The organism is Embleya sp. NPDC059213 (genome assembly GCF_042754445.1).
Lineage (GTDB): Bacteria > Actinomycetota > Actinomycetes > Streptomycetales > Streptomycetaceae > Embleya.
Map to the genome: position 1 here is coordinate 23402 of NZ_JBHZAV010000035.1, position 19753 is coordinate 43154.

At 70.4% G+C, this 19753-nt stretch carries 17 protein-coding genes; 5 read left to right on the plus strand and 12 right to left on the minus strand.

The window, feature by feature from the left end:
* Positions 1 to 36: 36 nt before the first annotated feature.
* Complete coding sequence (locus ACFXMF_RS15740; protein WP_360307103.1) at positions 37 to 753, minus strand: DUF3152 domain-containing protein; 717 nt, start codon at positions 751 to 753, stop codon at positions 37 to 39.
* Positions 754 to 1215: 462 nt separating this feature from the next.
* Between ACFXMF_RS15740 and ACFXMF_RS15745 the strand changes: the two genes are divergently transcribed.
* Positions 1216 to 1398, plus strand: a complete 183-nt coding sequence (locus tag ACFXMF_RS15745; protein WP_380017652.1) for a hypothetical protein — start codon at positions 1216 to 1218, stop codon at positions 1396 to 1398.
* A gap of 217 nt (positions 1399 to 1615) precedes the next feature.
* Here the strand turns inward: ACFXMF_RS15745 and ACFXMF_RS15750 are convergent, their stop codons facing one another.
* The gene (locus ACFXMF_RS15750) at positions 1616 to 2932 is read right to left on the minus strand and encodes a TetR/AcrR family transcriptional regulator (protein WP_379992556.1); all 1317 of its coding nucleotides are present in this window, start codon (positions 2930 to 2932) and stop codon (positions 1616 to 1618) included.
* Positions 2933 to 3091: 159 nt separating this feature from the next.
* Between ACFXMF_RS15750 and ACFXMF_RS15755 the strand changes: the two genes are divergently transcribed.
* Entirely contained in the window at positions 3092 to 4555 is a 1464-nt protein-coding gene (locus ACFXMF_RS15755; RefSeq protein ID WP_379992555.1) for an aminobutyraldehyde dehydrogenase, read from the plus strand.
* Positions 4556 to 4651: 96 nt separating this feature from the next.
* Here ACFXMF_RS15755 and ACFXMF_RS15760 read toward each other — a convergent pair whose 3' ends face one another.
* Positions 4652 to 5059, minus strand: a complete 408-nt coding sequence (locus ACFXMF_RS15760; RefSeq protein ID WP_379992554.1) for a substrate-binding domain-containing protein — start codon at positions 5057 to 5059, stop codon at positions 4652 to 4654.
* Between the two features lie 17 nt (positions 5060 to 5076).
* Between ACFXMF_RS15760 and ACFXMF_RS15765 the strand changes: the two genes are divergently transcribed.
* A complete protein-coding gene (locus ACFXMF_RS15765) occupies positions 5077 to 6075 on the plus strand; it encodes a hypothetical protein (protein WP_379992553.1) in 999 nt (332 codons plus the stop codon).
* A gap of 17 nt (positions 6076 to 6092) precedes the next feature.
* On the opposite strand, the gene ACFXMF_RS15770 is transcribed toward ACFXMF_RS15765, so the two are convergent.
* The 6 genes from ACFXMF_RS15770 to ACFXMF_RS15795 all read right to left on the minus strand — a co-directional run bounded on the left by ACFXMF_RS15770 (position 6093) and on the right by ACFXMF_RS15795 (position 13682).
* Complete coding sequence (locus ACFXMF_RS15770; RefSeq protein WP_360307085.1) at positions 6093 to 6707, minus strand: isochorismatase family cysteine hydrolase; 615 nt, start codon at positions 6705 to 6707, stop codon at positions 6093 to 6095.
* 283 nt (positions 6708 to 6990) lie between these two features.
* Positions 6991 to 9303: a collagenase gene (locus ACFXMF_RS15775; protein WP_379992760.1), complete on the minus strand. Its 2313-nt coding sequence runs from the start codon at positions 9301 to 9303 to the stop codon at positions 6991 to 6993.
* A 212-nt stretch (positions 9304 to 9515) separates the two neighbouring features.
* On the minus strand, positions 9516 to 10037 hold the full coding sequence (locus tag ACFXMF_RS15780; RefSeq protein WP_379992759.1) for an AAA family ATPase: 522 nt from the start codon (positions 10035 to 10037) through the stop codon (positions 9516 to 9518).
* A 152-nt stretch (positions 10038 to 10189) separates the two neighbouring features.
* Positions 10190 to 10945, minus strand: a complete 756-nt coding sequence (locus tag ACFXMF_RS15785) for an alpha/beta fold hydrolase (protein ID WP_379990866.1) — start codon at positions 10943 to 10945, stop codon at positions 10190 to 10192.
* A gap of 197 nt (positions 10946 to 11142) precedes the next feature.
* A complete protein-coding gene (locus tag ACFXMF_RS15790) occupies positions 11143 to 11931 on the minus strand; it encodes an IclR family transcriptional regulator (protein ID WP_360307073.1) in 789 nt (262 codons plus the stop codon).
* Between the two features lie 29 nt (positions 11932 to 11960).
* Positions 11961 to 13682 (minus strand): acetolactate synthase catalytic subunit, encoded by a 1722-nt coding sequence (locus ACFXMF_RS15795; RefSeq protein ID WP_379990867.1) that lies wholly within the window; start codon positions 13680 to 13682, stop codon positions 11961 to 11963.
* Between the two features lie 219 nt (positions 13683 to 13901).
* Between ACFXMF_RS15795 and ACFXMF_RS15800 the strand changes: the two genes are divergently transcribed.
* Both ACFXMF_RS15800 and ACFXMF_RS15805 read left to right on the plus strand, forming a co-directional pair.
* A complete protein-coding gene (locus ACFXMF_RS15800) occupies positions 13902 to 14861 on the plus strand; it encodes a phosphotriesterase-related protein (RefSeq protein WP_360307067.1) in 960 nt (319 codons plus the stop codon).
* A 19-nt stretch (positions 14862 to 14880) separates the two neighbouring features.
* Complete coding sequence (locus tag ACFXMF_RS15805; RefSeq protein WP_379990868.1) at positions 14881 to 15459, plus strand: VOC family protein; 579 nt, start codon at positions 14881 to 14883, stop codon at positions 15457 to 15459.
* Between the two features lie 65 nt (positions 15460 to 15524).
* Here the strand turns inward: ACFXMF_RS15805 and ACFXMF_RS15810 are convergent, their stop codons facing one another.
* Genes ACFXMF_RS15810 through ACFXMF_RS15820 form a run of 3 tightly spaced genes read right to left on the minus strand, consistent with a single transcriptional unit; the run spans position 15525 to position 19586 of the window.
* A complete protein-coding gene (locus ACFXMF_RS15810) occupies positions 15525 to 16568 on the minus strand; it encodes a zinc-dependent alcohol dehydrogenase family protein (protein WP_360307062.1) in 1044 nt (347 codons plus the stop codon).
* Positions 16537 to 18600, minus strand: coding sequence for an aldehyde dehydrogenase family protein (locus ACFXMF_RS15815; protein ID WP_379990869.1), 2064 nt, complete (start codon positions 18598 to 18600; stop codon positions 16537 to 16539). Before ACFXMF_RS15815 ends, ACFXMF_RS15810 begins: the two co-directional genes overlap by 32 nt.
* A complete protein-coding gene (locus ACFXMF_RS15820; protein WP_380017923.1) occupies positions 18597 to 19586 on the minus strand; it encodes a helix-turn-helix domain-containing protein in 990 nt (329 codons plus the stop codon). Before ACFXMF_RS15820 ends, ACFXMF_RS15815 begins: the two co-directional genes overlap by 4 nt.
* Between the last annotated feature and the right edge of the window lie 167 nt (positions 19587 to 19753).

A 19753-nucleotide genomic window follows, 5' to 3' on the forward strand; every position in this document is an offset into this window, starting at 1 on the left:
GTCGTCCCGTTGCGCGGTGGTGCTCCCGGGCACCGACTACGGACGGGGCCACGGGTTGGGCCGGCACGTGGCGCCGCCCGTGACCAGGGTCAGGGTCTGCTGCATCATGACCGGTGCGGGGGCGCCGGATCGGGCACACGTCTCGTGCAGGTGACCGAGGCGATGACCGACCTCGTGGTTGATCAACATGCGTCGGTAGTTCGCCAGATCGTCGCCGTAGGTGGCGGATCCCTTCCCCCAGCGCCACGCGTTGAGCATCACCCGGCGGGTGGAGGCGACATTGCAGGAGACCCGTTGCTCACCGGTATCCAAACCGTCCTTCGCACACCACGAATTGACCGTTCCCGTACTGGCCACGGTCACGGTGAACGAAGACGCACCCGAACTCACGCGCTCCAGGCCGATCGTGCCGTCGCCACCCCAACTGCGCGCGTCGTTGAGCGTCTCGTGCACCGCGCGGGCGAGGTTTCGCCCGTCGAGTTCGAGGCCCTTCTCGACCTGAACGCGATAACGCAGCACCCGATCCCCGCCCTTGGCCGCGTCATGACCCGGCACGGTGCGGAATTGCCCGCCGAGCGCGAGATCGGCCGGTATCTCCGACCGCGCGGCAAGCCACTGGTCGTACGGTCGCGTATCCGTCACGCCGGTGAAGTACTCCTCGCCCTCCTTGTCCCCCGGTTGACAGCCGACCATCGCGAAGAGCAGGGCCGAAACCAGAACGGCCGGCGAGAGAGTTCCGCGTACCCGGTTCACGATCGATCCGACTCCCCGTCGTCTCCTGGTCCAGACATCCGTCGATCACCGAAGGCGAGCCGCTGCTCTCGTCCGGGACGAGCAATATTCTCTCGTACCCACCGATGCCGCTCGCGAGCGGGGGACGCGACGGCGCAGGCGGACTCGGCAGTCGTTCCGCGGCGACGGCTGCGGCAGGGGTCGCGACACGGTGCGGGAGATCGCGCGGATTGCCGACCGGTGCGACGGGAAAGCGTCGACGGCATCGAAAAGGGCACAGTTTTCGAGTGCGGGAAAAGTCTTCCAATGGCGCGAGCCGGAACGCCGTTGACATCGTGGAAAGTACACGATTCACTCCGACGAATGGGTCCGCACACACGTTGCGACCACTGGGCGAACCACCTTTGTAGCGTTGGGAATTGCCCTCCTCTTGGCATGGCCCGCGTGCGTTTTCTGCGTTCCCGGATGAAGGGAGACTCTTCCGTGAAGCCCGAAAAATCGCTGCTGCGTTCCACCACCCGAGTCGGCACTTCCGATCCGTTCGGCGCCGCCATCTCGCTGCGCCGCGAGGCCCGCCGCCGCGGCTGCCCGCCGCCGAACTCGCGGGCACCATCGCCGAGAACACCGAGCGCCGCCGCGAGCGCGGCGCAGGAAGGGCCGTCCTGAACCGGCGTCGACTCCTCGGCGCGGCCGGCATGGTGGCGGCGGTGTCCGCGCTCCCCGGCGGACTGCTCTCGCCCTCGGCTGCGTCGGCGGCGGGCGACCCGCGCGTGGTCGTGGTCGGCGCCGGATCTGATCGGTGCCGACCCCACTCGGCCGACGGCACCCCGGCGGACCGGGGCGCCGAAGTCGCCGGCAGGTCACCCGAGACGGCGCGACCCGCTCAGCCGGCCGGCGGCGCGGGCACGTCCAGCACCCGTCCGATGCTCGTGGCGAGCAGTCCGGGCGGGTCGATCTCCGGGTCGTAGAGCCGTTGTTGTTGCAACCCTTCACACAGCGCCAGGAGCCACACCGCCTCCTGATCCGGGTCGCGTCCCGGGGCCAACTCCCCCCGGGCGGCCAGGTGTTCGAAGATGGTGGTGAAGTACCGGCGGCTCACCGCGAAGTGCTTCTCGAAGTAGGCGTGTGCGGGATGGCCGGGGGCGACCGCCTCGCCGGACAGGACGGAGAACAGCTCGCGCAGCCCCGGCGTCTCGTAGGCCACGCGCCGGGACGCCTCGACCACGGCGCTCAACCGGCCGGGCAGCCCGGTTTCGCCGGCGACGGCGCCCAGGCTGATCGTCAAATAGTCCTGGCGGGCGAGGACCGCGTGCAGCAACTCGTCCTTGCCGTCGAAGTGGTAGAGCAACGTCGAGTGGGAGATTCCGACCGCCTTGGCGACCTCGCGCATGCTGATGCCGTGGAAGCCGCGCGCGCCGAACAACGCGGTCGCGGCGTCGAGGATGCGGGCGCGGCGCTCCCGGCCCGAGGCATAGCCGGTGCGCCGGTCGAATTCCTCGGCGTCACGTGCCACGAGTTCGTCGAGGGTCCAGCACGGTGGCGCGGCGGGGGCGGTGTTCGCCGCGGGCTCGGGCCCGAGCCCGTGCAGGTAGCGTTCCAGGCACGCGGCGACGTCGATTCCGGACGGGTCGTAGAGCGCGAGCAATTGCAGGCCCTCCCAGCCTGCGACCACCCGATCGGCTTCGGCGCGCAGCCCGCCGGCCGGGACGGCGGTACTCAGCATCTGCTCGGTCCACGCGCGGAGTTCGCGGTAGCGGCGGCCCATCCGCGCATGTGCCGGGTGGTCGGCCCGAGTCGCCTCGCCCCCCAGTGCGGTGACGAGGTCCGGGTATCCCGCGACGGCGGCGTTGCGGCGGGCGGCCGCGACGATGCGGTCCGGGCCGGGCGGCTCGGCGGGGGTCCCGGCCTCCGGTTCGGCAGCCGGCCCGTCGCCGAGCAGGGGCGGCGGCCGTCCGGCGATCGGCCCGCCGGGCGCCCGGGTCGCCCCTTCGTAGCGGTCGAGCAGCGCGTCGAGCAGTTCCTCCTTCGAGGCGAAGTAGCGCAACAGGCCCGGGTGCGACAAGCCGGCCGCCTTCGCGATCTCCCGCAGCGACGGGGAGCCGAAGCCGGACTCGCGGAACAACCCGTCCGCGGCGTCGAGGATCTGCGCGCGGCGGGACAACCCGGTCGCGTAGTGACGCGCGGCCTTGCGGACAGCCATTGCACACCCTCTTGGCAGGCGACGGGCGGCAAAGCTATCAAGCCGCGCAGGCTGCCCCGCATCCCCACCCCTCAATTTAGACCAAGTGGTAGCACTTGTCGTCACGACTGCGGTACAAGTAGTCGACCGACCACTCGTAGGCACCGAACGGAGCAGGAAATGACGATCCGGCGCGAGAACTTCATCAACGGCGCGTACACCCCGGCACTCGACGGGCGCACCAGCGATCTGGTCGACCCGGCGACCGAGGAGGTCTTCGGCAGTGCCGCGCTGTCCTCGGCCGCGGATGTCGACGCCGCCTACCAGGCCGCCCAAGCCGCAGCCGAGCAGTGGAACCGCACCACCCCGGCGGCGCGGCAGCGCGCGCTCCACCTGCTCGCCGACGCCGTCGAACGGCACGCGGGCGAGTTCGCCGACCTCGAATCGCGCGAGACCGGCAAGCCGCGCGACACCCTGGAGCAGTGGGACATCGCCACCGCCATGACCGACCTGCGGTTCTTCGCGGGCGCCGCGCGGGTGCTCGAAGGTCGGGCGGCCGGCGAATACCTGGAGGGCTTCACGTCCTACATACGCCGGGAGCCGATCGGCGTCGTCGGCCAGATCACCCCGTGGAACTTCCCGCTTCCGATGGCCGTATGGAAGGCGGCCCCCGCGCTCGCGGCCGGCAACACCGTGGTCCTCAAGCCGGCCGAGTCCACCCCGTCCAGCACGCTGTTGCTCGCCGAACTCGCCGCCCGGGTGCTGCCGCCGGGGGTGTTCAACGTGGTCACCGGCGACCGCGCGACCGGTGAGGCGGTGGCCCGGCACCCCGTCGCCGGCCTGGTGTCGCTGACCGGATCGGTCCGCGCGGGCCGCCAGGTCGCGGCGGCGGCAGGCGCGCAACTGACCCGGCTGCACCTCGAACTCGGCGGCAAGGCCCCGGCCGTGGTGTTCGACGACGTGGACCTGGACACCATCGTCGAGCCGCTCGCCATGTCGAGTTTCTACAACGGCGGCCAGGACTGCACCGGTTCGACCCGCCTGCTGGTCCACGAACGCGTCTTCGACGACTTCACCGCCCGCTTCGTCGCCGCCACCGACCGGATCACCTGCGGCGCACCGCACGAGAAGGGCGTGTTCTACGGGCCGATGAGCACCGCGGACCACCTGGCGGCCGTCGAGGGCTTCATCGACCGGCTCCCGAGCCACGCGCGCGTGCTGACCGGCGGCCGACGCATGCCCCGCCCGGGCTACTTCTTCCCGCCGACCGTGGTCGCCGACGTCCGGCAGGACGACGAGATCGTCCAGAACGAGGTGTTCGGACCGGTCGTCACCATCCAGCCGTTCGGCACCGACGACGAGGCGCTGGCCCTCGCCAACGGCACGCCGTACGGTCTCGCCGCGTCGGTCTGGACCAACGACCTGGTGCGCGCCAACCGCTTCACCCGCGAACTCGCGGCCGGCTGCGTGTGGGTGAACTACCACCTGCCGCTCGTCTCGGAGATGCCGCAGGGCGGCTTCGGGCAATCCGGCTACGGCAAGGACATGTCGGTGTACGCCCTGGAGGAGTACACGCAGATCAAGCACGTGATGACCTTCAACGGCGGCGCCTACCTGCCGATGGAGGCGTTCGCCAACGGGTGAGCCGCAACGCCGATACGCCGGGCCCGAATCCGCCGCGGGCACCCCATGCCCGCAGGCCCGACGCGTCGGTGGCGGTGCCCCCGGCGGCCCCCGGGCCTACCGGGCGCGCAGCGAGGACGCCCGAATGTCCAGCCGGGTGGGCACCTCGACGCCGCGCGACTCGGTGATGCCCAGATCCAGCACCTCCACCAGCAGGTGGATGCCGGCCTCGGCGATCAGCGCGGGCCGCATGCTGAGCGTGGTCACCGCGGGGTCGGTGTGCGCGGCCACGCCGTCCTCGCTCGCGCTGACCACGAGCAGATCGTCCGGGACGCGGCAACCGAGCCGCCGTGCGGCGTCCAACACCAGGAGTGGACTGACCTCGGTGAGCACGATCATCGCGTCGGGCCGCTCGCCGACGTCCCCGAGAAGCCGGCCGCAAAGCGGACCGGGCTCGGTCGGGTGTTCCCGGCGGCGTTCACGACACGCCGGCTTCCGCCCGACGGCGGGCGTGGCGGTGGGCAAAGGACCACCATGGGGTCATGAGTACGCGCGAGACGCCGAGTCGTGACGGCGACGGCGTCGACGAGGACGCCGTCGTCCACGAGTTGTACGGGCTCGACCCCGAGGAGTTCGTCGCCGCCCGCGACGCGCGTGCCCGCACGGCCCGGGCCGCCGGGGACCGGGCCGCGGCCGGGCGGATCGGCGGGCTGCGGCGACCGGTGCTCGCGGCCTGGCTCGCGAACCTCCTGGTCCGCGAACAGCGGGAGGAGATCGACGCGTTCCTCGAATTGGGTGCCGCCATGCGCGCCGCCCAGGAGCAGCTGCACGGCGCCGAACTGCGGGACCTCTCCCGCCGGCGCCACCGGGTGATCGACGCCCTCCAACGCGAGGCCCTCGCCCTCGCCGCGGCCCGCGGACACCCCGCCGTCGGCGACGCCGCCCGCCGCGACCTCCAGGACACCCTGAACACGGCCCTCGCCGACCCGGACGCGGCACGGATGCTCGCCGACGGCAGGCTCACCGGCCCACTGCACCCCGACGGCGCCTTCGGTCCCACCGCGACCGCCGAGCCGGCGGCACGCACGCCCGCCGTCGCCGAGCGCCCCGGATCGCACCGAACGGCCGAACGCGGCCGGGGCAGTACTCCCGAGGCCGAGGAAGCGGGCGCCGAACCCACCCGCACGGCGGATCGGCGTGCCGATGAACGCGCCCGGAAACGGTACGAGGCCGACCTCGCCCGCGCCCGAGCCGACACCGAGACCGCCCGGGAGTCCGCACACCGCGCCGCCCGCGCGGCCCAAGAACGCGGCGCGGACGCCGAGGCCGCCCGGGAGCGCCACCGCGAGGCCGACGCCGCCGCCGAGGAACTGGCCCGTCGACTCGACGAGTCCCGAACGGAAGCGGCCCGCCTCGACGAAGCGGCCGACGAGGCGGAGGCCGAACTGGCCCGCGCGCAGCGCACGGCCCACGACGCGTCGACCGTCGCGCGTACCGCGCAGGAGCACCTGGACCGCCTCGCCGACACGCGTCCCGATTGACGGTCCGCCGCACGGGCTCAGAGGCAGGCGATGACCTCGGCCGACGTCATGGGCACCGAGAACATCGGGTAGTCGTAGGTGAGCGCGTTGTCGTGCTCCTGCTGGGAGGTGGCGGCGAGGCAGTCCGGCAGGGTGATGACGCGGAAGCCGTTCTCGTACCCGGTGCGCATCGTCGACTCGACGCAGCAGTTGGTGAGGAAGCCGCCGAGGATGATCGTGTCGATCCCCTTGTTGCGCAGGATGAAGTCGAGGTTCGTGCTCGCGAAGGTGTCCAGGCCGCGCTTGCCTTCGATCACGATGTCGCCTTCGGCCGGGGCGAGATCGTCCACGATCGCCGCGCCCCAGGTGTTCTTGACGAATGCCGAGCCTTCCACGACTCCCTTGAGGATGCCGTACGGGTGACGCGAGAGTTCGCCGTAGCCGGGGGCGAAGGTGATGGGGGCGTGCATGATGGTCACGCCCGCGGCGCGGGCGGCTTCGACCAGGGCCACGGTGTTCGCGAGCATGCCGGTCTTCGCCATCACTGCGGCCACGGCTTCGTTGAGCACCCCGCCTTCGCTGGTGAAGTCGTTCTGATACTCGATCAGAACGAGCGCGGTCTTCGCCGGGTCCAGGCGGAAGGTCTCGGACATGGCAGCTCCTTGCCGAACGGCAACATCAACGTCACCGGCCAGTCTGCCCGACCCGACCACCCCCGGCGCCCCGTTCGGGATCACGGACGGACGGCGCCGGGGGCGGCCCGGCGGCGCGCCGAGCTTCCCGGCCCCGGCGAGGTAGGGCCGGGAGGCTCGGCGCCCAGCAAGGTGCGCGTCCGTCGGCATCGTTGCGCCGCCATGGCCGAGGCCCCGGCGACACGAGCGTCGGGTGGCCTCGGCCATGGTTTGCCCCCAGGGGGCGGGGTTCGGCGGATCCGGGTTACTTGTACTGCGTGGTGACGCTCACGCCGCCGAAGGTCTGCGTGGCGGCGAGGCTGAAGTAGACCCAGCCGGACGGCGGGGCGGTGACGGTCAGGGTTTCGCCGTTGCCGGCGTTGGTGGACTTCGCCTGGTAATTGCCGGTGGTGGCCCAGGTGCCGCCGCCGTAGTACAGGTCGGCGTTGCCGGTGCCGCCGCTGCTGGTGATGGTCAGTTCCTTGGTGCCGGCCGGCAGGTACAGGAAGTGGTAGCTGTAGTTGCCGGCGGTGGCGGCGAGGTTTTCCCGGCGGCAGTTCCTGTCGAACTGACGGGGGTCGGCGATGGTGCAGAGCGGGGTGGCCGACGCCTCCGGCAGCGGGCCGCAGTCGTCGGTGGCGCAGGTGGTCGTCAGCCAGGTGGCGAAGCCGGCGTCGTAACCGGTGCCGATGGTCTGCTTCAGGAAGGTGCGGGCGCCGTTCCAGTCGCCGGTGCGGTACTTGCCGAGCACGGTCTCGACGTCCGCGGGGTGCGCCTGCAGCATGTAGCGGACGGCCAGGAAGCCCCAGCGGTAGACCCGGTCCGAGTTGACGTCGGGGTCCTCGTCCTGGCCGTAGACGGTGTCGAACAGTTCGCTGAGCTTGTAGGTCTTGCTGCCGGCCGCGGCGATGGCGGCGGAGTTGCGCTCGTTGCGGTAGCCGTACGAGATGTTCTCGGCGATGCCTTCGACCCACCAGATGGTCGGTGTGGTCAGGCTCGCGTCGAAGTCGCCGTACATGTTGTAGCGACCGTCGAGGTAGTGGGTGTACTCGTGGTTGAGGTTCCAGATCTCGAAGGAAGGACGCAGCCAGTCGGCCTCGTGGGCGATGAAGCGGGCCTGGTTGCCGGCCTGGGTGGGGTTGCCCTCCTCGTACATGCCGCCGTTGTCGACGTCGATGTTGTAGATGGCCCAGGCGTAGAGCGCGTACTGGGTGTAGTCGTCGAAGGCGACGACCTCGAGGTTGGTGTTCACGTCGCCGGGGATCGCGCCCTTGTCACCGATCACCCGGTGGAAGTAGGCGTCCTGGTTGACCAGGCCGGCGCAGGCGGTGGCGAGTTGCCCGGGAGACATGTCCTGGGCGCGGAACTTCAGGTTCGGGTTGCAGGTGTGCTGGATCGGCAGGACCACCGGGAGCACCCGGTCGGCGAGATCGCAAATGGCGTAGGCCGCACAGTTGTTCCGGTCGAACTGGCGCGTGTACCAGGCCAGGTTCATGGTGAGCGGTGCGGTGGGGCCGACGTTGGGGTAGCGGTTGATCAGGTCCTTCAGCAGCGGCCGGACCCGGTCCTTGAGCTCGGGGATGTCGAGGGCGTAGCCGAGGTAGCGGCCGACGTTGCCGACCACGTCCAGGCGGTTCAACTGGGCGTTGTTGCGGGTGATGAAGGCGGCCCAGGTGTCCAGGATGGCGGGGTCGGCCTTGAGTGCGGCCCGCCAGCCGCGGCTGTCGTTCTTGGCCTTGAAGCCGTTCTCGACGACCCACTCGACGTGCTCCACCGAGAGGGTCATCCGGCTGGGCCAAGTGGCGTCGTAGCCGGTGAGCAGCCACTTGACCACACCGACGTACCGGCCGGCCGTGTGGGTGCTGTCGATCAGCGTGACAACCTCGTTGAGGGTCTCGCCGTTGGCGTCGGTGACGTCCTTGCTGTGCGGGGAGGCGAAGAAGGCGTCCAGCGCGCCGCGGGCCGCGGTGTCCAGTGCCGGGCCGTAGGCGCCCACGGCGTCCGCGTTGTTGTCCTGCACGTAGTAGCCGGCGCGCAGGAACATCACCAGTTGCCCGATGGAGGTGGTGTTGTTGCCCGGATACGTCGCGGCGGCATCGCGCAGCGCGTCGGCGACGGTCACCATCTTGGCTTCGTTGAAGGCCGTGCCCGCGTTCGCCCCGGTGAGGTTGAACAGCGGGTAGGTACAGGTGACCCTGGGCAGCGCCTTGAGTTGTTGGATCAGCGTGCCGCCCGTCGCGTTGATCACGCCGGACAGGTCGCCGCACTCGTCCGCGGCGGCCGAGAACTGCCGGCCGGCCTCGGCGGTCGCGGCGGCCGGCGGGGCCGACTCCTCGGCGCCTTCCTGCGAGGAGATCTTGGCGCCGAGGATGTCGGTCCTGGCGTCGGGTGACCTGGGGACCGGGATCGCCCGCGGCGCGGGGGCCGCGGTTTTGCCGACGCTCGCGGCGGTCGGGGCCGCGGCGCCGGCAGCGGCGGCCTGGCCCTGTGGCGCGAACAGGCCGAGCGCTAGGAAGAAGGCCACGCCGAACGCGGGGAGTCTGCGCAGGTTGGCCTTCGATATCCGGGAGGAACGCATTTGTGGGGCCTCCGGAGCCGTTGTTGGCCGCGTGGGAGCACGCAGCCTCTCGATATGCGACATGTAACATTGCACATGTCGCAGCGCGCCGGAAGGGTCTCGGCCGGAATTGCCGACCACCACACCTGAAACACCGTCATATCGCCAGGTCGCGGTCGACGGAATCGTGCGACGCGGGCCTTCCGCGCCGGTCCTCGCGTGCCGGCCGGACCTCAGTCCCGGACGGCCTCCGCGATCTGCCGGGCGGCCTGGGCCGGCGTGAGGTGCGTGGTGTCGACCACCTCGGCCGCACCGTGCAGCCAGGTGCGGGCCGCCTCGGCGTAGGGCTCCAGGTAGCGGAGACGGAAGAGCGAGGGGCCGAGGACGGTGTCCCCCTCGATCCGCCCGCGGAGCGTTTCCTGGTCGGCGTGGAGCACGAAGTGCCGTACGGGAATGGCGTGTTGGGCAAGACCCGTGCTGATCTCGCGCCAGTACCGCTCGACCAGGACGGTCATCGGCATCACCAGCGTGCCGCCGGTGTAGTCGAGGACGCGGCGGGCGGTCTCGACGACGAGGGGCCGCCACGGCGGCCAATGCTGGAAGTTGTCTGTCGCGGGCAACCCCGGCGTGATGTCCATGAGCGTCTCGCCGACCTTCTCGGCGTCGAACACCCGTGAATCCGGAAGCAATTGCTGCACCAGGGCACTGGTGGTGGTCTTGCCCGCACCGTGGGTGCCGTTGAGCCATACGATCATGGCACCCGAGGCTAACGCCTGCCCGCCGCCCGGGTGTGACGCCCGCTCCGCCACCCTGCGGCCCGGCGGCGGTGTGGCGGAGCGGGCGAGACTTCGTCGGCGGCCGGGTGCGCGTCGGGGCGCACCCGGCTATGTGCCGATCGGCGCGGCGGTCACGTCGTCAGGAAGTCGAGGACGAACGGGACGACCAGTGCCGGTGCTTCGAGGACCGGGCTGTGGCCCTGCTTGTAGCGCAGCAGTCGGGCATCGGGGATGCCGTCGAAGAGTTCGTCCGACCAGGCGGGTGGCCGACCGAGGTCCTCGGTGCCGGAGACGATCAGCGCCGGCGCCGTGATCGACGGCAGGAGTTTGGTGCATCCCTCCCGTTCGAAGACGCCGCGCACCGCGTGCACAAGGCGCGGTGACAGTTCGCCGATCCGGCTCCGCCACGTCCCGTGGATGTCCCGGCGGCCGTCGTCGGCGAGCGTGGTGGCGCCGAACATGATCGTCATCACGATGTCGACGATCTCGGGGGTGAAGCCCTCGCGTTCGATCCGGTCGGGCAGGTCGGCGAACTCTCCGAGGTCCTCCCGGCTCTGGGCCCGCGCCGACGAACCGAGCAGGACGATCTTGTCGATCGACTCGGGGCGCCGGGCGGCGATGCGAACGGCGACGTCGCCGCCCATCGACTGGCCGACCAGTGAATAGCGCTCGAGTCCCAATTCGTCGATGGTGCCGAGGACGTCTTCCGTCACGTCGTCCATCGTCACCGTTCGGGAGACTTCACCGACCCGGGAGACCTGCCCGGGGAGTTCCGGCACGATCGCCCGGATTCGGCCCTCCCCCGCGGCCACGAGGCCGTCGAACATTCGCGGGTCGAGAAAAAGAGAATGGAGGCAGACCACGGGGGCCGGCGTTGGTGGGGTCATCGAAGAACATCCTTTTGCATTCGGGAGACGATGCGGCCGTCGTCGGAGGATGGCCGCACATTGAATTGGATGTCGATATCCGGGATTCGTTTCATATAGCGAAACGAACACAGTGCGTACGAAATTCGGGGTCGACCACCGGGCCACCGAATGACCTCGGTCGACCCTTGCCGCACCGATCGGGAACGGGTCGGCTGCTACCGCACGCCGGCAGTGCCGAGGAAGGACGTCATCGCCGCCGCCGTCGCCGTCACGCACTCGACGTAGCGCTGCCGATGCTTGGCCATCCGCGTGGTGGGAACCACGATTCCCACGGCACCGTAGACGTCCTGACGCGCGTCGAAGATCGGCGCGCCGACACTCGAAATACCGATGTCCGAGCCCTGCTCGTCCATCGACCAGCCGCGCTCGCGGGTCATCCGCAGATCGAGGTCGAGTTTCTCCAGGAGTGCGGATTCCTCGGAGCGGGAATGGCCGTCGACGATCTTCGCCAGCAGCGCGGCGCGTCGCTCGTCGTCGAGATGGGCCAGCACCGCTTTACCCGACGACCGCAGGTGTTCATTCCCGGACTGACCGACGAACAATCCGCTGACGCGCAGCGGCTGCGAGCCCTCGACGAGTATTTTGAGAATCACGCGATTTCCCTCGAGCGCCGAGAAGTACGACGTCTCGGCGGTCTTCGCCGCGAGCTTGTCGACCCACGCCTTCAGGTTGTCGTCGATGTCGAAGCGCTGCTGGTACGAGCGGAACAGTGCGCCCACCCCGTCCCCCAGCGTGAGGGTGAGGTTCTCGTGGCGCGCGATGTACCGGCGGGCGACCAGCGTGCGCAACAGGTGGTAGCAGGTGGTGATGTTCAGCCCCAGGGCCTCCGACACCTGCTGCACGGTCGGCGGTTCGGGGGCCGATGCCACGTATTCCAGGAAGGTGAGTGCGCGATCAACCGTCTGCAGGGTGGGTTGCTTGGGCGTCCTGTCAGCGGGATTCACCGTCGGAAAATATCACAGGCGATCATGGATCAGCCTTCCGCCGAGGGGAGGTTCAGCCGGTCGGCGCGGGCGTCCCAAGCCTTCACCGGGGCATAGGCGTCCGGGTCGACGATGACGTCGAGCACGGTGGTGGTGTGCGATTCCAGGGCTGCGCGGAGGGCTTCCTCCAGTTCCTCGGGTGCGCTGACGGTGCTGCCCCGGGCGCCGCTCGCCTTGGCCACGGCCGCGTGATCGACGGGAGCGAAGGTGATCGCCGTGGTCGTGGCGCCGAAGAAGTAGTTCTCGGCATGCCGCTGATATCCGAGGATCGAATTGTTGAGGATCACCACGACCACGGGGATGTCCGCACGAACGGCGGTCTCGATCTCCGACCACACGTGGGCGAAGCCGCCGTCGCCGACGATGGCGATCACCCGCGAGGACGGTGCGGCGATCTTCGCGCCGAGCGCCAGCGGGAGGCCCCAGCCGAGGCCCGCCAGACCCCGTGGCAGCAGAAACCGCTGACCGGCCCGACGCGCGGTGAGGTAACCGGTGACCCAGATCGAGGCGTAGCTGGCGTCGGCCGCCACGATGTCGTCGGGCCCGATCAGCCGGTCCAGGGTCACCAGCACACGTTCGGGGGAGATCGGCGTGTGGGCGGAGCACGCCAGGGCGTCTCGGCGCGTGCGGTGCGCCGCACGCCCCTCGGCGATCGTGCGGACGAGGCCGGCCGCGGCCGATGTTCGCCGGGACAGGTCGAGGTGCTTCAGCTCTTCGCACACATCGCTCAGCGCCGAGCGCGCGTCGCCGACCAGGCGCAGCGCCTCGTAGGTGCGGCCGATCTCCTCGGGGTCGACGTCGATGTGGATGTAGCGGGCCGTCGGCGAGGTGAGTGTCCACGCGTCCGTCCCGTTCTCGTTCGTGCGGGTGCCGACGAGCAGGACGACGTCCGCTTCCGCGATCAACGGCAGGTGGAAGTGCGCCGGGCCGTTGAGGCCCGTGATGTTCGCGGCCACCCCAAGTGACAGCGGTGCGGTCTCGTCGACCGCGCCCTTGCCCATGTGCGTGGTCGCCACCGGGAGTTGTGCCAGTTCCTGAAGGGCGACGAGTTCCGCCACCGCGCCCGACACGTGCACTCCCCCACCGGCTATCACGATGGGCGAACGAGCCGAGGCGAGCAGTTCGGCCGCCTCGCGTACCGCTCGGGCCGCCGGGCGCGGGCGATCCAGCGGGAAGCTGCCGAGCGTCGCCGACCGGGGAAATCGGCTCGGCTCCTCGGGAAGATCGAGCACGTCCCTCGGCAGGAGCAGCACCACCGGTCCGGGACGTCCGCCGGTCGCGGCCGTCATCGCGAGATCGACGTAGTCCTCGGCCCGCGCGGGGTCGTCGATGCGCCGGGTCCACTTCGACACGCCGCCGAAGAGGGCGGTGTGATCCAGCTCTTGGAAGGCGTTGCGATCGCGCGCGGCCGCGGGCACCTCCTGGACCAGAACGAGCAGCGGAATGGACGCCTTGAGGGCCTCCGCCATCGGCGCCACCAAAAGCGTGGCCGCCGGTCCGTTCTGCGCCGCCACGACGCCGATGCGGTGCGAGATCCGGGCGAAGCCGTCCGCCATCACACCCGCGGCGTTCTCCGTGCGGTACAGGACCTGGCGGATGCCGATCTGCTCCGCCGCCAACAACAGTGCCGTCGGGTTGCTCTGGCCGTAGATCGTCGTGACCCCGTGCCTGGCGAGGGCCGCCGCGATGACATCAGCCACGGTACGTCCCATGACTCCTCCATTTCACTATCTGAAGCAGATTTCAAATCCTGAACCTAGCCTCCGCCGGGGGTCGCGGCAAGACCTGTCGGGTCACGGATTTCATTTATTGACCACAAGTTCACTATCTGACATGGTCGTCGGCGTGCGGCCGGCCTCGGCGAAGGCAGTGCCGAGAGGCCGCCGCGACACATCCACGACGACACATCCACGACACAGAAGGCAGGCACCATGGGTTCGATCCCCACGGCGGGTGGCTCGGTCGACAGCACGGCCCTCGGGCGCACCCTCGTTCACGAGCACGTCTTCGTACTCGGCGAGGAGCACCGCCTCAACTACCAGCACGACTGGCGTGAATCGGAGATGCTGCACCAGGCGGTGTCCGATCTGACCGATCTGAAATCCCGGGGAATCGACACGATCCTCGACCCGACCGTCCTGGGCCTCGGGCGCTACCTACCGCGCATCCAGGAGATCGCCCGGCGCGTCGAACTCAACATCGTGGTGGCCACGGGTCTGTACACGTTCAACGACATCCCCATGCAGTTCCACTACAAGGGCCCCGGGCTCCTCTTCGACGAACCCGAACCGCTCACCAAGCTCTTCGTCTCCGACCTCACCGAAGGAATCGCCGACACCGGAGTGCGCGCGGCCTTCCTCAAATGCGCGATAGACCAACCGGGGCTGACCCCCGGCGTCGAGCGCACCATGCGCGCGGTCGCGCGGGCGAGCACGGAAACCGGCGCTCCCATCACCGTGCACACCAACGCCGCCGAACAGACCGGCCTGATCGCCCAGCAGGTATTCCGCGAGGAGGGTGTGGATCCGCGCAGGGTGATCATCGGTCACTCCGGCGATACCAAGGACCTCGACTACCTCACCCGGCTCGCGGACGCCGGGTCGCTGCTGGGCCTGGACCGGTTCGGCCTGGACAGCTTCCTCTCGTTCGACGATCGCGTCGGCACCGTGGTCGCCCTGATCGAACGCGGCTACCTCGACCACATCGTGATCTCGCACGACGCGTCCTGCTTCATCGATTTCTGGGATCCGGCGGCGCAGAAGGCCCAGTTGCCGCACTGGAACTACCGTCACATCAGCGACGACGTGCTCCCCGAACTGCGGCGCCGCGGCGTCACCGACCGGCAACTCGAGACGATCCTCGTGGACAACCCGCGCCGCTACTTCGAGTAGGGCGAGAAGGAAGAACGCCATGACCCGAACTCCTGCTCCGGCTCCCCGACTTGCCGGGGCGACCCCGCTCCTGCAGATATGTTTCGTCGTCGACGATCTGGACTCGGCCATGGCCGACTTCGGCGCGTGCTTCGGCGCAGGTCCGTGGTTCCTGGGACCGGAACCGACAGCCGAGCCGAACGGCACCGTCCATCGTGGGGTCCCGACTCCCCTGGGTGCCCGGATCGCGCTGAGCTACACCGGCGGGCTGATGATCGAACTCGTCGAGCCACTGCCGGGATCGGCCACCGTCTTCTCGGAACGGCTGGCCGAGAGCGGTCCCGGACTGCACCACTTCGGCTTCGGCAGTACCGACCTCGACGCCACGCTTCGGGACTTGGCCGACCGCGGTCGGGTCCCCGTCTTCAGCAGCTTCACGCCGCGCGGCGCCCGGATCGTCATGGTCGAGGACGTCATCGGCCACGGCGGGCTCGAAGAGAACATCGAACTCACCCCGGAGGGCGAAGCCTTCTACGCGACCATGCGGGCGGCGGCGAACCGGGACGGTGCGGAACCGATCCGGCATCGGGCCGGCACCGGTCCGACGCGGTCGCCCTGAACGAACCGCCGTATCCCGGCGGCGATTTCGGTACGCGCTTCCTCGGTGCGGCGGGGTTGCGGGGTTCAGGGGGTGATCAGCACCTTCAGTGCGCTGCGGTCGTCCATGGCGCGGTATCCGTCGGCGATCGACGCGAGGGCCATCGTGCCGTCGAACACCGGCGAGGGGTCGAGCGTGCCGTCGAGCACGCGCGGCAGCAGTTCGGGGAGGTAGGCACGGATCGGGGCGATACCGCCGCGCAGGGTGAGGTTGTTCATGAACAGGGTGCCGACGTCCAGTCCGTCGCCGCTTCCGTGCGGGGCACCCACCCAGCCGATGGCACCGCCGGGGCGGGTGACGCCGACGGCGGTACGCATCGCCTCCTCGCTGCCCACCGCCTCGATCGCGGCGTGTACGCCGTGGCCGCCCGTCGCCTCGCGGACCGCCGTCACGGCCGCCTCGCCCCGTTCGGTGATCGTGCCGGCGGCGCCGAACTCCCGGGCCAGCCGCAGGCGGTCCGGGTGTCGGCCCAGCGCGATGACATGCTCCGCGCCCAGCAGGCGGGCGGCCAGGACGGCGCACAGCCCGACCGCGCCGTCGCCCACCACGGCGACGGTCGCACCGGGTCGTGCGCCGGCGCTCAGCGCCGCGTGGTAGCCGGTGCCCATGACGTCGGTCAGCGCGAGCAGCGCACCGATCAGCCGATCGTCCGAGGCGGCCTCGGCGGGCACCGCGACCAGGGTGCCGTCGGCATAGGGAACCCGAACGCCCTCGCCCTGGCCGCCGTCGGACCCGACCGCGCCCCACATGCCGCCGTTCGTGCACGAGGTGGGCAGCCGCTCCGTACAGAACAGGCAGGCCCCGTCGGACCAGGTGAACGGCGCGATGACCAGGTCGCCGGGGCGCACCGTGCGCACCTCCGAGCCGGTTTCCACGACGGTGCCCAGGAATTCGTGCCCGATGCGCTGTCCGGGCACCCGGGCGGACTCGCCCCGGTAGGCCCACAGATCGCTGCCGCACACACAGGCACGCAGGACCTGGACCACCGCGTCGCCGGGCTGCTCCACGCGCGGGTCGGGGACGTCCTCGACGCGGATGTCATAGGGGCCGTGAATGGTGGTGGCGCGCATGTGGCACGTCCTTGTCCCCGGCCTCGGTGGGCCGGTCGGCGGTGAGGGTGATCAGCTCGAAGTCCGCGACGGGCCGCGCGTCCTGGTTGACGACCTCGACGTGCCAGCGCACTTCGCCGTGTCGGGCACCGGGCCGGGTGGTGACCCGCCGGGCGGTCAGCGTGACGGTCAGGGCGTCGTTCGGCCGTACCGGGGCCAGGAAGCGCAGGTTCTCCAGTGCCCGGTTGGCCAGTACGGGCCCGGGTTCGGGTGGCACGAACATGCCCGCCGCGAGGGACAGGACCAGGTAGCCGTGGGCGACGATCCCGCGATAGAGCGGATGCCCGGTCGCGGCGGCCTCGTCGGTGTGCAAGTAGTAGTGGTCGCCCGTGAGTTCGGCGAACCGGTCGATGTCGGCCCGGGTGACGGTGCGCGGGCCGACCGTCACCGCGTCGCCGGCGCGCAGGTCGCTCAGGTACCGCCGCAGCGGATGCGTCGGACCGTGCACGCGCGCGGCGCCCGGTTCCCATCGATCGGTGACCGCCGCCAGGTGTCCGGGCGCGGCGTGCACGCCGGCGGTGTTCAGGTGGCGGTCGACGGCACGCAGGCATTCCGCGTCGTCCGGCGCGCTCGGGCCGGCGGGCGGAGCCTGCGGATCGACGACCTCGATGCGGCTGTGTGTGGGCGCCAGTCCCCGGACCAACTCACGTGCCGTTGCCGGGTCTTCGGTGACCACCCAGCCGTGCAGGCCGCGACCGCCCAGGGCGAGCGCGTCGCGGAGGTCGGCCGAGGAGCGGTACGGCACCAGCGTGCCGACCGGCCCGAACGCCTCCACCTCGTGCACCTCGCGGCGCCCCGGCTCGTCGGCGACGAGCAGGACCGGCGGCAGGAACGCGCCGAACCCGCGCTCGTCGGCCATCGCGGCGATCCGGGCCGGCGTCCCGCGAATCGTGCGGGTCGCCCCCCGCAGATGGGCGACGCCGGCCAGGACGCGGCGCCGATGGGACGCGTCGATCAGCGGCCCCATGCCGACGCCGGGCGTGTACGGGTCACCCGGTCGGATCTCGTCCAGGGCGGCGGCCGCCGCATCCGCCACCGCGTCCAGGAACGGCGCCGGTACGAAGATCCGGCGCGCCGTCGCCCGGGTCTGACCCGTGTACGCCGTCATGGCGGCCACCAGTCGGTCCACGAACATCGCGAAGGCCGCCGTGCCCGGCGCGGCGTCGGCGCCCAGCACCGCGCAGTCCAGCGCCTGAGTGCCGAAGTCCTGGTGCGGCGCGACCGCCGGCGTCGCGAGCCGATCGCGCACCCGCCGCGCGGTGGCCGATGTCCCGGTGAAGCGAAGCAGGTCGTGGGCGGTGAGGTGGTCGGCCAGGCGGGTCGGGCCGGACACGAACTGGAGTGCTCCATCCGGGAGTCCGTCGCACTCGACGATCCGTCGCACCAGCTGCGCCACCACCTGGGCGGTGCGGTGCGAGGGCCGGACGATCACGGGCATGCCCGCGATGAACGCGGGGGCGAAGGCGCCGAGCATGGTGGCCGCGGGCAGACTGAAGCCGCTGATCTGCACCGCGACACCGGGCGGCCCGTCGAGGAGGGAGCGACTCGCCCGACCGGTGGGCGGATCGGCTCGGTCTTCCCACGGGAGCCCGCCTTCCACCAGGAGCCGGCCGTCCGCCGTGGCTGCGCCGCCGGCCGAGCGGCGGACGATCGCCGCCGCGCAGTGCCGCATCGTCGCCAATCCGCCGTCCACGTCCCGTGCGGCGTCGGCCGGGGAGGTGCCCAGGTGGGCGAGCAGTCGGACGAACTCCTCGCGGTGGCCTGCCAGATGGCGTGCCAGCCGAGTGATCCATCGGGCCCGCTCGGCGAAGTCGGCACGGCGCAACGCGGGAAGCCCCACCGAGCGGGCGTACTCGAACGCCGGGCCGGCGTCGATCCCGGTCGCGGTGACCCGGAAGACCTCGTGTCCGTGCACGGCGTGTCGGCGCACGACCCCGGCGTCGGCGGGCGGGTGCCGGCGGCCACAGAGGTAGTGCGGTATCGGGCCGGTCAAGGTCGGCTTCCCTCACCCGGCGCGCACAGGACGGGTTGTCGTGCCCCGAAATGCTCCTTTTCGGGCGCTTCACTGCCGACCGGCGCGAGCCCGGCCTGCGCTGCGGAGCGAAACACGGAAGGCGACAACGAGTAGGTCGCCTTGAAAGTGCGCTGGAAATGGCTGAGGTCGCGATAGCCGACCTTGACGCAGATATCGGCCACCGGCAGGTTGCTTTCCAGCAGGAGCGAACGGGCGAGCTCCATACGCAACTCTGTGACGAAATCGATGAATCTGTGACCGGTTCGTCTTTTGAAGGTCCGGGAGAAGTGGTATTTGCTCATGTGGGCGGCTCGGGCGGCCAGGCCGAGGGTCAGTTCGTTGTCGGCGAATCGTTCCCGGATGAAGGACACGGCGGTGTCGACCTGCTCGGCCACCGCGTCGGCCTCGGGGGGCGTGGTCGGGCTCGGCGCGTCCGCGCGCAATCGACCGGTGAACCACAGGAGTTCCTCGACGAAGCCGCTCAGCATGCCGTGTTGCCGCGCGACCCGGGTCTCGGGAAGCCGGGTGACGGCCGAGGGACCGGGCACGGTCAGCGTGCCGGGGATGACCACCGCGTCCAACGCGGCCAATACGACCCGGAGATGGTCGACCGCATGGCTGCTCTGGACCGCGCCGACCGAGACCAGGCCCACCGGTTTGCGGCGCACCGGGCCGTCCGCGAGCTGATCGAGGGCGAGCTTGATCTCGCCCGAACAGGAGTTGTTGCGCACGGCGGTCAGCAGAACCAGGGCGTGCGCGCCGGCGGCCGAGGCACGAAGTCGCTCGCGGGGCACCGCGTCGTGACCGGCCGGTCCGACCCGAAGCCACTCGGGTCGGCGGCCGGCGACCGTGCCGATCATGGTGCGCAGGCCCGGAAAGAGCTGCGTTCCGCCGGCGGAATACTCCGGGGTGTCGCTGATGATGAGAACGGCGGGGGGAATCGTTAATGCGAGCGACTGGACCATGATCGAGCTCCCTGTGGATCGTGTCCGGATAACACTAGGGAGACGCGCGTCAAAGCCGTGTGAGGATTCTTGGCATCGGCCTGCGTGTTTCTTTACACCGACAATATGGCGCGGGTGCAGACCCATCCGAAATGGCCGGCACCGCCGCAAAGGATCGACGCTCGGAC